Source organism: Paenibacillus sp. MER 180, from assembly GCF_023713665.1.
GTDB classification, from domain to species: domain Bacteria; phylum Bacillota; class Bacilli; order Paenibacillales; family Paenibacillaceae; genus Paenibacillus_B; species Paenibacillus_B suaedae.
In genome coordinates, this window is record NZ_JAMAVT010000001.1 from 76,050 (window position 1) to 91,074 (window position 15,025).

Below are 15,025 nucleotides of genomic sequence, written 5' to 3' on the forward strand. Positions count from 1 at the left end.
GAGCCCACCTTGACAGTGGACTCCGACTGTAATTGTTCAGTCAACTTAGCGCAACAATTGCAATACGCCTTGTGGAGCTTGGTTAGCTTGTGCCAACATTGCAGTAGATGCTTGTTGCAAAATGTTGAATTTCGTGTAGCTCATCATCTCTTTAGCCATGTCTGTATCACGGATACGAGATTCTGCTGCTTGAAGGTTCTCAGCAGTCGTACCGATGTTGTTATACATATGCTCGAGACGGTTTTGGAACGCACCCAATGTAGAACGTGCAGAGTTTACTTTTCCGATTGCAGTATCAACAGCTTTCAATTCAGCTTTAGCAGTTGTTAAATCTGTCAAACCACCAAGGCCCAAAGCGGAAACATTAACTTTTGCAAGGTCAACTTCAATCATTTCTTTTTCATTTCCGCCCAATTGGATGTTGATTTTGCCGCCAGTACCATCCAACAATTTAATACCGTTGAATTCTGCAGTCTTTGCGATTTCTGTTGCTGCAGAAGTCAGTGCACCGTATTCAGCGTTCATGGACTCAAGGTCACTTGCGTTGTATGTCGTATTCGACGCTTGAACAGCAAGTTCTTTCATGCGTCCGAGCATATCGGAAATTTCGTTCATTGCGCCTTCAGCTGTTTGTACCAAAGAGATACCGTCTTGCGCGTTACGCATACCTTGGTTCATTGCACGAACTTGTGCACGCATTTTTTCAGAGATGGACAAGCCTGCTGCATCATCAGCTGCACGGTTAATGCGATAACCGGAAGAAAGCTTCTCACTGGACTTTCCTTGTTGAGTATTGTTGAAAGACAGGTTGCGATGAGAGTTCATTGCGTTAAGATTGTGGTTGATAATCATTGAATATTCCTCCCTGAGTATAATAGTTACATCCTTGTATGTAGGCCTTATGCCTTACATACAATATATCGGAAGGAATTCGAATAAGTTTATAGTTCTGTATAAAAAAATCATCTTTTTTTTGCTTTTTTCAACAATTGTATATCAAACATCTGTGCAGCAGCCTCTTGATTGCTGGTCACAATCTCTTCAACCAGTTCTTTTCTTAGCACCACGACATCTTTAGGAGCCTTGATTCCTATCTTCACTTGATCCCCTTCAACACTTGCAATATGAATCTCTATGTTCTGGTCGAGCATAATAGATTGTCCCTTTTTCCTTGTCAAAATCAGCATCGTTAATTTCCTTCCTCTGAAAAGTTCATCAGAAACGGGGATCTGCTGGAATATGTCTTCCCCCCCTGTATGACATGCTGCAGTGCTTTACCATTTACGACATTAAGAATTAAGGGTGCAGAATAATTTACAGTTGAATTAGAAAAAGGGGTTCTTAAGGTGACAATGTTAAGAACCAGAGCATCATTAGGTTCCTGCAATTCCAACTCAGTAATTACTTGTTCTGTCAACTCCACTTCATATTTTGTCATCCAGTCAAATGGATTAATAACAACGAATTGGATATCTTTCTCTTCCAATGATTGTAGTTGATAGAATGCTGTATCAGGAATCAAATTAAGACTAAACATGTCCAAACGTTCGAACCCAAGGATGCTGCCACGAAAAGAAAAATTAGATTGCATGAATGAAATCCCCCTACAAAAAAAGCTACAGCTTGCCGCTATAGCTTTCATTTAAACATATTTATCAACCAGATGCACATCAAACTTAATCCAGTTCTGTTGCCGCATATAGGTTTTTACTTCCCCCATGCTGTATGAAACCTCTGGTTTGTACGACTTGTATTGAATATCTGTATTCCCGGAAGTCCATGACATATCATTGCGAGATGGCTTATATTCGAGCTTCACATTATTATAAGAAGCTTCGCCTGTGTACTGAACCAAGGAAGTCTCTTGGAATCGTTGACTCGCGATTTCAGCTATTGCGTTGGAACCATCTGAAAACTTGGCTAAACGATTTCCTTCTTCCACGATACTCCCCAGGTTATTCAAATACTGTTGATCCATTTGACTGTAGACAAGCTTTAACCAATTCAAATGCTTCCCTTTACCTAGTGCCATCCATGCATCCGAACTATCGATATTAAGAGACCCGGGCTCCACATTATTAGTCATTTGTGTTTGTGCACGTTGAATCTCCAGCTCGCCTTTAGGAGATTGGACTTCCAATCTCCCTTGTGTAGTATTTAAACCAATTTGCGCGAATTGTTGTTCAATACGTATGCGAGGAATCATTACCGCAACACATCCATTTAATTTATCTCAAATAATCAAGCAGGCTAGTTTGAATAATTCTTGCACCCGTCGCAAGGGATGCTTGATATACACTTTCATCCTGTTTAACTTTTAGTATCGTTTCTGCCATATCAGCATCTTCCGTCTTGGCTTGCATATCTGTAAGATTAAGCTCAAGATCGGTTAAACGTGTCGAGATTAAGTCTATTCGGTTTATTTTTGCTCCGATAGTTGAACGTGCCTCATTGACTTTTACCAATCGGGACTTTAGGTTATCTAATTCACTACGAGCTGCGTCTTGATTCCCTGATCTCAAAGTATCTTGCAATTTTTGAAGTACAAGAAATAGATTATCTCCTGCTTTCGGTTCCCCAAACACTTCATTCCCCGTAATATTAATATTCAACCCTGCACCTTCGGCAAATCTATATTGAATACTCATATTATCTGTTTTTTGGATACTGGCAGTGGCTAAATCATATGGTCGGACATCCGTTAATTGACCATTGAAGATATATTTATCGTTCATTTGTGTGTTTCCTAGAGACACTACTTGCTCGTATATTTGTTTTAATTCAATAGCACATGCATTCATCGCCTCTTGCGGATTTGTTCCATTCACAGCTTGAGTTAGTAATTCATATGCCCGCTGGGACATGTCATTCACTTGTGTTAGAACTGTATCCGTATAATCTAACCATGATTTCGCAGTATCAGCATTACGCTGGTATTGATCATTTATGGACAGGTCGCTTCGGTAACGCAATGAATAAGTAATACCTACTGGATCATCAGATGCTTTGTTCAACTTCATCCCTGTCGACAACACATTCTGTCTATTGTCCATCCTTGTTAGATTGGAGTGCATATTCCGTACCATCTGTCTATGCATCATCCCTGGCGTAACACGTAAAGCCATATCCACATCCTCCTTATCTATCTACCTACTACACCCATGCTGTTGATAACTTTATCTAAATTTTGATCTATCGTTGTCATAAAACGAGCAGCCGCGCCGTAAGCATGTTGGAATTTAATAAGATTGGACATTTCCTCGTCCAAAGACACACCGCTTACAGATTGTCTACGCCCCTCCACTTGATCAACCAATAAACTATTATTCTCTTGTTGACGAAGAGCTTCTTTGCTTTCTACTCCAAGTTGTCCAAGGATCGATCTATAGTAGTCATCAATTGTCCCCTTAGTTATACCATTATTGCTTCCGATAGGATTGAATTTAAAGGGGTTTTCTTTTAGCTGCGACATCAACAAAGCAAGAGTGTTATTTCCTTTGACCGCAACATCACCTTCTGGTTTTGATTCAACTCTCATGGAAGATGCAATAAGATTCGGATCTTTTTCGATATTAGGGTTTAATCGAATGCTACCGGCAGTTATTGGCCCGCCATCCTTAGATGTGAAGAATACCTCCCCCTTTTGGGCAGGTTTCGTGAATGTATAACCTAACTGGTGCAGTCCATTCAAACCCTTAACCGTTACGGTTAAATCAGAAGTCAATTGGCGATTTGTACCTGAATAAGTGATGTCATTCAACACTGTACCTTCTGGAAGAATGCTTCCACTTGGAATTGTAATTGTGACCTCTCCATTAGCCATTGTGTTAGCTAATTCATTCAACTGACTAAGATAATCATTGACCAGAACATCACGTGATTTGATGGTACCGAACATCTCTCCGCTGCTTAGAGCATTGCCATTATAAGCGCCTTCCCAGTCTGCAGCTGTAGTCTGGGTCGATTCTCTTCCGTTGACTAGCTCTATTCCCCCACCAGTAACCACATAGCCATTCTCTTCTTCGCGGACTGTAACATTAACCATCTTTGATAATTCATCTATTAGAAGATCACGTTGATCACGTAAATCATTCGCATTATCCCCTAAGCCTTCAATACGATAAATTTCATAGTTTAATTGAGCAACTTGATCCGTTAGTGTATTCAAGTGATCGGCCTTGACCGTAACGCTTCTGGCCAAATCATTTTGCATGTCTGTCATTTTTTTGCTTGTTTCATTGAAAGCATCCATAAGAGCCATTGCATTCTCTCTTACAATTTTCCGAGAAGTAACATTTTCAGGATCCTTACTTAATTCAGACCATGATTTCCAAAAGTTATCCAACACTGTACGAATGCCAGAGTCAGATGGTTCATTAAATACTTTTTCCAACTTTGTTAATGTATCTGCCTGTATTTCCCATTCACCTAGAGAACGATTTGCATTCCAAAACTGTTCATCAAGAAATTTTTCACGAACACGCATTATGCTGTCATACTCAACACCCATACCCAGCTGACCAGGCATTCCTGATTTTGAGAAACCAGGAGCTTCGATTGGTCTAGAGGCAACCAAATTCACGACTTGTCTAGAGTATCCTGGTGTATTTGCATTTGAAATATTATGCCCTGTTGTATTCATCCATGCTGTATGAGCGTATAGACTCCGTTTAGCTAATTCTATTCCATGGAATGTAGATCTCATGGTACTCCTCCTCTAGCTATGCCTTCGTGTCAAATAATTTATTACGCTGATGTCCATATGCTTGTGCAGAATCAGCCCGATAGATACCGTCGTCTTCTGCTCCCATAAAAATGTTTATCGAGAAATCGATAAACTCTAGCGATTGTCTCAGCAAGTCTTGATTCTGATCATTTTTAACCTTAAGCTTATTAATAGTATTCGAGAGATTATCACGCAGGCTTACTATTTGTTCACGTTCTTCAGCATTAAACACTAACCGCGTGATTTCCGTCACCGTCAAATTCAACTGGGATCGTATGCCCTTCTCCAGTATGAACTCCTGTGCTGCCTGTAGCCGATCCTCATCCGCCTCCGCAACCCGCTTCAATAATCTGGATTCCTTCGTCATCAGCTGCGACAAGCCTTCCACGTCATTCTTGATAATCACTTGCTTCTTCTCTTCTGCAATATCAATCAGCTGTTTATGTAGATCATTCAGAAGCGATAGTGACTCCATGATTCGCTGTACACTCACACCTGTTCCTCCGCTCATTCGTTCTCTTTACGGAACAACGGAAGCAGCTTCTCTGCAATCTTGTCCGCTTCCACATGATAGGTTCCGGTGGATACCGCCTTCTTCAAATCTGCAATGCGCGCATTGCGTGCAGGATCGTTTACTCGGTTCTGTGCTTCTAGCATTTCCTGCGCTTCAGTCGAGATGATCAGCTCATCCTTACGGGAAGGCTTCTGTGATGCACGATTCATTGCCTGTTGTTTCTGAGAATATTGGATCGCGCCAAGACGCTGTGTTTCATTAATTTTCATCCCATTCACCTCGTTCCATAAGACAAACTTATATCGCTATCCATCATTGATGAAGCACCCATTACATCTTTCAATTGCCTGTTGACTGCTCCATTACTACTTCATTCCATCTTATCAATAAGAAAAGCCGATAACCTTTACTAAGATTATCGGCGCAGTGTCAAGAATTATTTAGATGTAATGTCATGAATATTATGAACTTAATCTAAAAAATCTCATTACAGAGAGGTTTGTTATTGACAAACTCCAAATTTGAATTAATCACGATCCCGTTTCGTATCAATGACCCGGTAGGCGCCATCCCCTATGCGAGGAGCTTCCTTCACCTCTTCTGCACCGACTACTGTCTGTGTTAACTCCTTCACAAGGCGACTTCGACAAGATTCGCACATATTCCCATCGCGAATCGGCTGGCTGCAAATTTCACATTCATAGGCCAAGTTCGGTGCTTGGTATGTAGAAATGCGTCCTTCTTTAATAAAACGCGTGATTTGACGAACGCTTACTCCTGTTGCTTCACTCAGCTCCTGCATCGTGGCTTGACGCGTTTCACGCAGATAAGCAACACAGCGTTCATACTCCTGTTCGATTTCTTTCAAGCAGTTTGGACAGAGATCACGGAACGCCTTGGCATAAAGTTTTCCGCAGCGCAGACAATTGCTCAGCTCCATGTCATTCGCCTCCTTCGATGCTTCATTTCTTCATCATATATCAATATTCGGCAGATGACGAGCAAATTTTTATTCATAAGCCTTGCACTCTTTACATACCAGCTGAAACAGCCTCTTAGAAGCTTGGGGACGCAGTTCATTCCCCAACCTTCCACACTGTAATTATCGCTTATCCCCTAGACAGGTTGTCGCACTGCGTCCCCCTTCTTTTATGCCCTCGCCCACGTATAGCTGACAATTGAGACCGGACAGTCAAGATCCCTGCATAAGGACGATAGCTTACGAGAGCAGGCTCTTAACGTACTCCCCGTTGTGTATACATCATCAATAAGAAGTAGACGCAATTCAGCCACAGGACTCCCTTCTCTTGCCTTTAAAGCACTCCAGACCTCCTGTAGGTTTCTCCCCGCCCATTGATGCAACTCGAACGCATTAGACATGCTGCACTCCCTACCTATTCGGGATTGCTTACTCTGCTTCTCTGCATCCTGTGCGCGCGTCAGAAGCTCTACGACCTGCCTTCCCCATTCTCTCCCCAGCGCCCGTGCAAATTGCTCTGCCTGATTGAATCCGCGAACTTGGATACGCTCCCGAGTAGATGGTACATATGTAATGAGATCTGGTAGAATCGCCTCCTGCTGACCCTGGAATAACGAAGGGATCCCACCACCTATAATGATTGGTCTCCGTTCCCACACGGTGGACAGCAGCGGTTCATAGGCAAGCTGCATCATCCTGACCATGAGCAGCTCATACACCCGATCCCCCTTGAATTTATACTGAGACAGCCATTGCTTCATTTGTTCGTCATATCGCACCACGCTTCGATTGGCTCTTAGACCGTCATTTCGCAAAGGATGACGCTGACAATCTGGACAGCGGATCGCTCGCCCGCAATATGCACAGCCTAATTCACGAATCCATGGGATTAAATTGACACATTTATAGCACACCAGAGACATAAGGCTCTGTTCGTAGGGATAAAGTGGACGTAGAGCTGTATCGTTCATCCGAATGGATCTTTTGCAAATGATACATGCCTGCTGACTCGGACTAAGCATCCCGCCATATACCTTCTCCAGCAAGTCACCCCATCTCATTCTTCTACCCAATCCGCTGTCTCCTGACCGCTCCTGACAACAAATATCCTTTTCTGGCTGCAATTCGATTCATGTCCCGAATTTGCCGAACTGCTGACCGCTGTGATCGATTCCACTGCGGGGAGCCAAACACGACCAATCCTGCAGGATCATCCTTCGAACGCCCTGCTCTGCCCGCCATCTGTACTAGTGAAGCTGCATCGAACAAGCGATCGTCTGCATCAAGAATGAATACATCACTCATCGGTACCGTTACACCTCGTTCCAGAATCGTTGTCGTGACGAGCACACGAATATTCCGTTCCCGAAATTGAATTACCTTATCCCCTCTACTCTCATCTGCCGCTGACGTACCATCGATATGAACACCGGGAATACGTTCGCGCAGCAAGCGCACAAGCGGGTCTACTTGACGAATACGAGAAAGGAACACAAACAGCTGGGCACCTCTACGTACCGAATGATTCATGCGCGCCAGCAGTAGTGCTGGCAGCCCATGTGCAGATAAGCACTGATCAACCGAAGGCATTGTGATTCTCATCGGGATAGGAAGTGGATGACGATGGAAACGCACTGGCACCCTCGCATGAGAGAGCTTGCCTCTTCGAACATCCCGCTGCATCGCATCTGGCGGTGTTGCGGATAAATAGACGAACACACCCCCAGGCCTACAAGCACGTTCAGCTGTACGCTGCAGCATCGGATCATTATGATACGGGAATGCATCCAGCTCATCGATAATAGCTAATTCGAAGGCCTCCTCGAAACGAATCAGTTGGTGGGTGGTTGCAATAGTAATGTCTCCCTCTCCCCACCGCTCCGAACTGCCTCCATACAACGTAACGACCTTCTGTGCAGGAAACGCCTTCTCTATCCTCGGCTTCAATTCCAGTACAACATCACGTCGCGGCGTAGCAATCAATACACGTCCACTATGCAGCAGCGTATCCTCTACGAGTGGAAAAATCATCTCCGTCTTACCAGCTCCAGTTACGGCCCATAATAAGAAGGCCCCCTTACGCAAATTGCCCCTTGTTCCCTGTACCGTACTTTTACGTCCAGAAATTTTCATCTCAGACTGCCTAGCAGCTCGGTTCCTTGTACGAACTCCATCAATATAATCCAACGCCTGTCTGCTCGCCTCTAACTGTGCTGGAGCAAGCCCCCACTTCTCCAGCTGCCCCTCCCGATTCGGAATAAGCGTTATGGCACTATCGTCACCTCGATGCAGTTTCCCAGCAATCAAAATAGCACAAGAACGGCAGCGCCCCACATTCAAGCATTGTGTACACGTCCAACATTGTACGGAATGACAAGTCGAGCAGGAAGAGCTGCTAAGTCCCTCCGAACTCCCACAACGACCACAACATATCGTGGCCGACGATTTATAGAGGGATCGCACCACTCGTCTCAGCGAAGAAATGCGGCTGCCATCAGGCAGTTTACCGCCGTCATCCTGACGGGTATATGACATACCTGCCCTCAGCTCCAGCCAGCCACGCAGCAAGCCCCACTGGATGAGCGAATATCTGCACGAAACCAAATGTTCTGCTCCCGCATCGCGTAGGAACTGAATCAATTCTTCATCCAAAAGCAATCGTCCACGAATTCCATAGGCGATACGATAGGCATCAGCATGCAGTACGGGATGAGCTTCTGCCTGTGAAACACTACCCTCCCCAAGGAGAGAAGCAGGCAGCCCAGATGGTTCCGCATTCCACTGTGTTGTTGCATAGGCTACGGATCGCTCTGCGACCCGATACACAGGCTTCTGCTTCTCCATGACAAGCAGATTGGAGGTCGGCTCCGAATATGGCGCCTCGATAATCGCAACAGCTAGATGCTCCTGCATCAGCCTCCGCTTAGCTTCTTCTTCAAACTCCTCCACACACGGGGAAAGAATATCAGCAAAATAACGAACCCAGCCCTGTTCTCCCCAACGCTCCATAGCTTCGCTTGGCATGAAATGTTCCAATACAGCGATGCCAACTTGAATCGGCAGCTGCTGATGCAAAACAACGAGTTTCGATCCACGGGGCAGACTCCCTTCCCCTGCTAACCAATAGCGCACATCTATGCGCCAATCTACAGTGATCCCCGAGTGCCATCCGTACTCCGTGCGCACGGCATAAATTCTTACTTGCATGACCATTCCCTCTCCTTCGCCATACGGCTCACCGGAGCATGCTTGCTGCTTGATATCTGGATGCGCATCTGCTCAAATTACGCAAAAAAAGCACACCCCACCCGTGGAATCGGGTGGCATGTGCTTCATGCCCAGCGCCTTATCGTATTTGTATAAAATTGTATACGAATCGACGGATTCTGACAACCCTAAACTTCAGTAAACTTCCCAAATTTAACTGTATTTGTAGTATTTTCGGTTCAATATATTCCATATTTCCCCGAACAACACCGCTTACAAGGCACTTCGAGCCTTGAAGGGAATTTTCCGCCAATCCTCTGTACTCCGTGGCTCAATTACAATTAATGTCTCTTCCGCTGCTCGCTGCTTCAAGCCCTGCAGTGTTGCCTCCAGCTCATTCCTTTGAATCACAAGTAAGTTCCAGCTCACATCGTAGACGCTCATTACACGTGAAGCAATCGGAAACGTAGCGTCCGTGGAACCGCTATCGACAAACGTGAAATGCAGCTTGCGTCCTTTCAGCCAAGCAAACCAACTATACGCACGAATCACCCATTCGATATGGCGTTCATCATTTTCCGTCACAAGCACGACATGCATCCAAGGCGCAGGTCTAGCGCCGCGTACGAGCTGCCTCCATTGATGAGCCAGATGAACGGCTGCTACCGCGAGTCCGAAGCATCCCACAATCCAACATAGCATTGCGATCATGCGGCCACCTCCTTACTACCAAGTGTATGCCGCAATAGATGCCGAGGTGACGGACAAACGCCAGCTAGCCTTGTGATTCAGTTCTAGGGACGGTGTGCTATAAGGTTACCCAACCGTTCTTAATGGAATTGATGACCGCTTGGGTTCGATCATCAACCTCCATTTTCTGCAGGATGCTGCTGACATGATTCTTAACGGTTTTCTCACTAATAAATAGGAATTCACCAATCATTTTGTTGCTCTTGCCTTCCGCCATCAAGCGAAGCACTTCGGCTTCACGTCTTGTCAGTGGATTATCTTCTGCAGCAATGAACTTCACGCCTGCATCTCTCGATTGACTGCTCACAATTCCGTTACCATCAAGCAGTGTCATCCGTCGAAGCTGCTGGATAAGCTTGCCCGTTACCTTCGGATGGATGTAAGCGTACCCTGTCACAACCGAACGAATAGCATTAATTAAAGACTCCGCTTCCATGTCTTTCAACAGGTATCCGGAAGCCCCTTTCCGCAGCGTTTCGAATACGTAGCTCTCATCATCGTGTATCGAAAGGATGATCACCTTCACATCCGGAAAAATATCACGCAATCGTTCTGTAGCAATCACGCCATTCTCAATAGGCATATTAATATCCATTAGAACAACGTCCGGCACTTCCTTATTGCAAAATTCCAGCACCTGAATGCCATCGCCGCATTCGCCAATGACCTCCAGATCGTCCTCCATATTCAATATACGCTTCAAGCCCTCACGAAAGAGCTGGTGATCGTCAGCAAGGAGTACTTTTATTGTTTCTATGTCCTTCTTACGATTCTCCATAAGGTTGCTTACTCCTCTCTCTTCTCCACATTCGTCGGAATTTGTATCACGATGCGAGTTCCACGGTTCTCCGCCGAATGAATTTCCATACGGCCTTCGAGCAGCTCCACCCGCTCCTGCATGCCCAGCAGGCCAAAATGAGCGTGCTCTTTCGATTTTTCTTCCAGAGACTCTACCTTGAAACCAAAGCCATTGTCACGAACGATTACACGTACTTCCTCTTCGTCATACGTCAATTCACATGTAACGTAAGATGGATGCGCATGCTTCGCTGCATTGGTGAAAGCCTCCTGAACCAACCGGTAAATAGCTGCTTCCATCGCAGAACGCAGCCGACGTTCCTGCCCTCTAACCTCGAATGAAGTCTTAATTCTGTGCTTATCTTCATAGTCATGTATAAATTTGCGCAGAGTCGGTACAAGCCCTAAATCATCCAATGCCATTGGACGTAAATTGAAGATCACCTTGCGGATCTCTTCTAAGCCGAAACGAACCTGCGATTTTAAATCTACTATTTCGTTCTGCACCATTTCAAATTCCTGCTTATTTAGCATTCTTTCTACAATTTCCGTCCTAAGCACTAGATTAGCAAGAGACTGTGCAGGGCCGTCATGAATTTCACGTGCGATCCGCTTCCGTTCTTCTTCCTGTGCCAGAATGATCTTCAATCCGAGCAGCTGCCGAGTTTTGGCGGATTCCAAAATACGTGTTACCTGACTCAAATCACCGGATAAATATTCAAGCGCAACGCTCATCTGAGAGCCAATTGTCTCTGCTCGTTCCACAGAGCCCTCAATCGCGCGCAATCGTTTCTGAATATCGTCCCGCCGTGTCTTCAGGTAACCTTCCTTCTCCCGATACATCATCAGCTCAAGCTGCATCTGCGTCGCCTTTTCATAGGCCTGCTTGATATCTTCCTCGGTGTACCGGACAAAATCACGGCTCACATCTGTCAAACGCAGACGAGCTAGACGATAGTTCCGCTCCAGCTCGTCCACCTTATCACAAATTTCAGCAGTCTGATCCATAACCATCTGCAGTTCTGCGTTCATAGCAATCGCTTCATTCCGAGACGAATCCAATATTTCGTAAATCTGATATTTGCTCTCTTCCATCACTTTGATGGCGTTCTTAATGACGCGATCAATGACATCGACTTGATTATCCACTAACGTTCGGTCTCCTCGTTCATAAAAGGATGAATGGAATTTCATCCTTAATGATACCACATCAATGGATAGTAATGGACTTCGTATTTTGCTCCCATTTTACAGTTAGGCCTAATTGTTCCGATACGAAGCGAAGCGGGACTAAAGTCCGTCCTTGTCGAATAATAGGTGCGACATCCGATGCAAGTCGAGAGCCGTTGCGAACGAATGCTTTTTGGTTCACGATCATTTCAAGGAAACGTTCGCCGCGCATTACAGTAACCGTCTGTGCTGGGCCATTCCAGAGCGCCTCGCCCCCAAATGCATCAAGCACAACTCGTACCGGAACGTAGGTAGAACCATTCAACACGATTGGTGCCACGTCCAGCTTCTTCACAGCACCATTCACCTTGGAAGACTTGCTGTTCACAGTCAAATCCATTGTAGCTGTAGGGAAAATATCCGATGAACCAGCAGGGAGCTGTGCGATCAAGTTATCAAACGCCACTGTTCCTTCTGTTGCACGTTCGTCCTGATCTTCCTTGAAGTTGACCAAATACAATCGTTTCAGCTTAGCTGGATAAGAAACTCCCAGTGACGATAGATCAACTTCTACCGTCTTCCAACCTTCCCAATTGATCGATTCTACTACATTTACATAGTGAATTTTCTTATTCGCGTCATGGATCTCTAGTCGCAAATTGGTAAAGCTCTTGTCTCCATAGACGTCGAACTTCAGACCGCTAGTGCCATTAGGAAGTTCCATGCCTGTAGAACCATTCAATTCTGCATAGGCAAACTTATCAGCGCTGCCGCCTGCATTCATATCATAGGACAGCTTCAATACTTTGTCATTCGCACCGCGGCCGCCAAATCCGCCTTCGATGCTGACTTGCCCCTTCGTGCTGCCCTTCGGCAATCCAGAGAAGGAGACACCCATATTTGTTTGATTGAAATTCTCTATTAATTTCTCCGATCCAAGTGTCAGAGGTATCATTGTTCTCAAGCCATCATAGCTTGCAATGGCATAGCCAATCTTCGTTCCTTCTGGAACCGAATTCACTTTAAGCACGCCATCCTCAACCTTACCATTGAAGCCGCGAATCTCCCATTTCACAGCAGATGAAGGTACTGTCGCCTGATTGCCATTCAGCAAGGTAGCCTTCACGGGAACAGGAACACTTGCGCCGGCACTTAGTGGAGCTGAGCCGGTAGCGATTTGCAGGCTGGATAAGTCCTTCGCTCCGATGATCGTTACCTCTGCAGTCGTTTTCGCTCCTCCGGATGTAGCTACAATGGTAGCCTTGCCTGAGGATTGAGCGACGAAGGCATCCTTATCCCACTTCATCTTGCCGTCCGCAGAGCTCCATTTCACATCCAAGTTAGAAGCATCTACCGGATTGTAATGCTCATCATAGGCCTTCATGCTGTATGTTGCACGCTGCCCGATAAATAGCGTTTTTTCTCCACTTAGGGTCATGCCCTTCACTTTGCCTGCTGGAGCTGTCGTGAACACACCGAGACCGTTGACAACAGAACGAACATTGTTACCTCCTTCTTTGGTTTCATGTGTCAGCTTCGTATCGAAATCGCCTAATGGCCGATTCGTCATCGTTGTGGAACCACCGCCGTCCAGGTTTACCGCTTTCCAGATACCTGCCTGTACAAGCGCCTGCTGGAATTCCTTCAATGTAAAGCCCGAGCTTACACTGTTCGATTCAGCTGTTACGATGTAAGCGTAACGACCATCCTTCGAGTAGCCGACTGCTGTACGAGCTGTTACACCACTGCCGCTAATGCCACTCGTATCACGCGTGAAGCTGGATGCCTTGCCGTTCTCAACGAGCAGCGTATGACCGCTTATCATCATTTGGAAGGAGGACGGATCTACGGATTGGCCTGTCGACTGAGACAACAGTTTGTAATCAATCTTGAGAGATGTGCCTACCTGCATTGTGCGGCGCATGAATTCCGCAGCCTGCCCGTGTCCACGCAAAATAACGCCATCCTCAGGAACTTCCATTGGTAGCGCACCCATATCAGAGATTTGCTCTACGACCCCATTGCGTACAAGTACTTCTGTAGGCGTTGTGGTCGTATCATTCGGCCGCTTCATTCCTTTCCAAGCACTTGTATAGACATACATTGCATTTATATGGCTATGCTGCTTCCCAGGCTCTTTATCGTACTTCATCTTATTGATGCCGGACAGCGGGAACGATTGGCCATCCGCCAAGGCCACATTTCCTGTGAAGCGATACTGATCAATGGTAGGCGTACCACTCTTCGTGACGGCAAAGGCATACATGCCTGTCAGCTCCGCAGGGCTTGTAATCATCTCTCCCTTTGAAATGGAACCTCCCATTGGAACTTGGTCGGAGCCCATCATCCAATAGTCCCCGTTTACACCTGCAACTGCCCCAGTTTCCTTCGTCATCTTCGTGACTGGGTTCCCGGTAGCTGTCTTGCCGTCCTTTCCTGTCATGACATCCAGCTTAATATAGGGATTGCTTAAGTCGGCCTCAATCACGTTCATTCGAGTCTTATACGTTTTCGTGCCCCGCTGCAGCGCGTATTGATAGGTAACCAATCTAGCACCTGAGGTAAGAATCTCTTCACTGAGCTTTTGCAATGAATTCAACGGTGCTGCATACGTATTCCCACTAGTCGATTCTACTGGTGCATCCGCATAAACATAGTTTCCCCATCCAAATGCAGGCTGAATAAACAGTGCGCCGGATAGCACAACTGCTGCCGCCTTTTTCCCCATCCGTCTTGAGTTGATGTGGCGGACAGTTTGATTTGATTTGCCCATGTGTCTCTCTCCCATTTCGTCCTATTATGTATAAATGTCAATATGTTCGCGTGTCAACTCTACTATTATATAGACTACCAAAATCGACAAAAAGTTGCGATTTTGTTA

Annotated in this window: 15 protein-coding genes; all 15 read right to left on the reverse strand. The window is 45.7% G+C overall.

The features are described 5' to 3' along the window. Positions 1-45: 45 nt before the first annotated feature. Entirely contained in the window at positions 46-852 is an 807-nt protein-coding gene (locus M3661_RS00285) for a flagellin N-terminal helical domain-containing protein (RefSeq protein ID WP_251481241.1), read from the reverse strand. A 110-nt stretch (positions 853-962) separates the two neighbouring features. After that, the gene (csrA, locus tag M3661_RS00290) at positions 963-1,187 is read right to left on the reverse strand and encodes a carbon storage regulator CsrA (RefSeq protein WP_251481243.1); all 225 of its coding nucleotides are present in this window, start codon (positions 1,185-1,187) and stop codon (positions 963-965) included. 2 nt (positions 1,188-1,189) lie between these two features. Then, positions 1,190-1,591 carry a flagellar assembly protein FliW gene (fliW, locus tag M3661_RS00295; RefSeq protein ID WP_251481245.1) on the reverse strand — a complete coding sequence of 134 codons (402 nt, stop codon included), beginning with the start codon at positions 1,589-1,591 and terminating at the stop codon, positions 1,190-1,192. Between the two features lie 51 nt (positions 1,592-1,642). Continuing rightward, positions 1,643-2,206, reverse strand: coding sequence for a DUF6470 family protein (locus M3661_RS00300; RefSeq protein WP_251481247.1), 564 nt, complete (start codon positions 2,204-2,206; stop codon positions 1,643-1,645). A 22-nt stretch (positions 2,207-2,228) separates the two neighbouring features. Further along, entirely contained in the window at positions 2,229-3,125 is an 897-nt protein-coding gene (flgL, locus tag M3661_RS00305; RefSeq protein WP_251481249.1) for a flagellar hook-associated protein FlgL, read from the reverse strand. A gap of 17 nt (positions 3,126-3,142) precedes the next feature. Then, the gene (gene flgK / locus M3661_RS00310) at positions 3,143-4,705 is read right to left on the reverse strand and encodes a flagellar hook-associated protein FlgK (RefSeq protein ID WP_251481252.1); all 1,563 of its coding nucleotides are present in this window, start codon (positions 4,703-4,705) and stop codon (positions 3,143-3,145) included. 16 nt (positions 4,706-4,721) lie between these two features. Then, a complete protein-coding gene (locus tag M3661_RS00315) occupies positions 4,722-5,219 on the reverse strand; it encodes a flagellar protein FlgN (protein ID WP_251481254.1) in 498 nt (165 codons plus the stop codon). A 14-nt stretch (positions 5,220-5,233) separates the two neighbouring features. Beyond that, complete coding sequence (gene flgM / locus M3661_RS00320) at positions 5,234-5,509, reverse strand: flagellar biosynthesis anti-sigma factor FlgM (protein WP_065291410.1); 276 nt, start codon at positions 5,507-5,509, stop codon at positions 5,234-5,236. Between the two features lie 257 nt (positions 5,510-5,766). Continuing rightward, the gene (locus M3661_RS00325) at positions 5,767-6,180 is read right to left on the reverse strand and encodes a TIGR03826 family flagellar region protein (protein WP_251481256.1); all 414 of its coding nucleotides are present in this window, start codon (positions 6,178-6,180) and stop codon (positions 5,767-5,769) included. A gap of 209 nt (positions 6,181-6,389) precedes the next feature. Continuing rightward, entirely contained in the window at positions 6,390-7,292 is a 903-nt protein-coding gene (locus tag M3661_RS00330) for a ComF family protein (RefSeq protein ID WP_251481258.1), read from the reverse strand. Beyond that, positions 7,285-9,426, reverse strand: coding sequence for a helicase-related protein (locus tag M3661_RS00335; protein WP_251481260.1), 2,142 nt, complete (start codon positions 9,424-9,426; stop codon positions 7,285-7,287). Before M3661_RS00335 ends, M3661_RS00330 begins: the two co-directional genes overlap by 8 nt. Before the next feature lie 273 nt (positions 9,427-9,699). Further along, a complete protein-coding gene (locus M3661_RS00340; RefSeq protein ID WP_065291414.1) occupies positions 9,700-10,137 on the reverse strand; it encodes a glycosyltransferase in 438 nt (145 codons plus the stop codon). A 97-nt stretch (positions 10,138-10,234) separates the two neighbouring features. Then, the gene (locus M3661_RS00345) at positions 10,235-10,954 is read right to left on the reverse strand and encodes a response regulator (RefSeq protein WP_021257133.1); all 720 of its coding nucleotides are present in this window, start codon (positions 10,952-10,954) and stop codon (positions 10,235-10,237) included. A gap of 8 nt (positions 10,955-10,962) precedes the next feature. Beyond that, positions 10,963-12,123: a sensor histidine kinase gene (locus M3661_RS00350; protein WP_065291415.1), complete on the reverse strand. Its 1,161-nt coding sequence runs from the start codon at positions 12,121-12,123 to the stop codon at positions 10,963-10,965. Positions 12,124-12,184: 61 nt separating this feature from the next. Further along, complete coding sequence (locus M3661_RS00355) at positions 12,185-14,917, reverse strand: stalk domain-containing protein (RefSeq protein ID WP_251481263.1); 2,733 nt, start codon at positions 14,915-14,917, stop codon at positions 12,185-12,187. Positions 14,918-15,025: the final 108 nt, after the last annotated feature.

What these genes read in the sequence shown, in the direction of transcription:
- M3661_RS00325 (WP_251481256.1), bottom strand. Translation starts at nt 6,180, where the DNA reads ATGGAGCTGAGCAATTGTCTGCGCTGCGGAAAACTTTATGCCAAGGCG.
- M3661_RS00345 (WP_021257133.1), bottom strand. Translation starts at nt 10,954, where the DNA reads ATGGAGAATCGTAAGAAGGACATAGAAACAATAAAAGTACTCCTTGCT.
- flgK (WP_251481252.1), bottom strand. Translation starts at nt 4,705, where the DNA reads ATGAGATCTACATTCCATGGAATAGAATTAGCTAAACGGAGTCTATAC.
- M3661_RS00335 (WP_251481260.1), bottom strand. Translation starts at nt 9,426, where the DNA reads ATGCAAGTAAGAATTTATGCCGTGCGCACGGAGTACGGATGGCACTCG.
- M3661_RS00355 (WP_251481263.1), bottom strand. Translation starts at nt 14,917, where the DNA reads ATGGGCAAATCAAATCAAACTGTCCGCCACATCAACTCAAGACGGATG.
- M3661_RS00340 (WP_065291414.1), bottom strand. Translation starts at nt 10,137, where the DNA reads ATGATCGCAATGCTATGTTGGATTGTGGGATGCTTCGGACTCGCGGTA.
- flgM (WP_065291410.1), bottom strand. Translation starts at nt 5,509, where the DNA reads ATGAAAATTAATGAAACACAGCGTCTTGGCGCGATCCAATATTCTCAG.
- M3661_RS00300 (WP_251481247.1), bottom strand. Translation starts at nt 2,206, where the DNA reads ATGATTCCTCGCATACGTATTGAACAACAATTCGCGCAAATTGGTTTA.
- fliW (WP_251481245.1), bottom strand. Translation starts at nt 1,591, where the DNA reads ATGCAATCTAATTTTTCTTTTCGTGGCAGCATCCTTGGGTTCGAACGT.
- M3661_RS00285 (WP_251481241.1), bottom strand. Translation starts at nt 852, where the DNA reads ATGATTATCAACCACAATCTTAACGCAATGAACTCTCATCGCAACCTG.
- flgL (WP_251481249.1), bottom strand. Translation starts at nt 3,125, where the DNA reads ATGGCTTTACGTGTTACGCCAGGGATGATGCATAGACAGATGGTACGG.
- csrA (WP_251481243.1), bottom strand. Translation starts at nt 1,187, where the DNA reads ATGCTGATTTTGACAAGGAAAAAGGGACAATCTATTATGCTCGACCAG.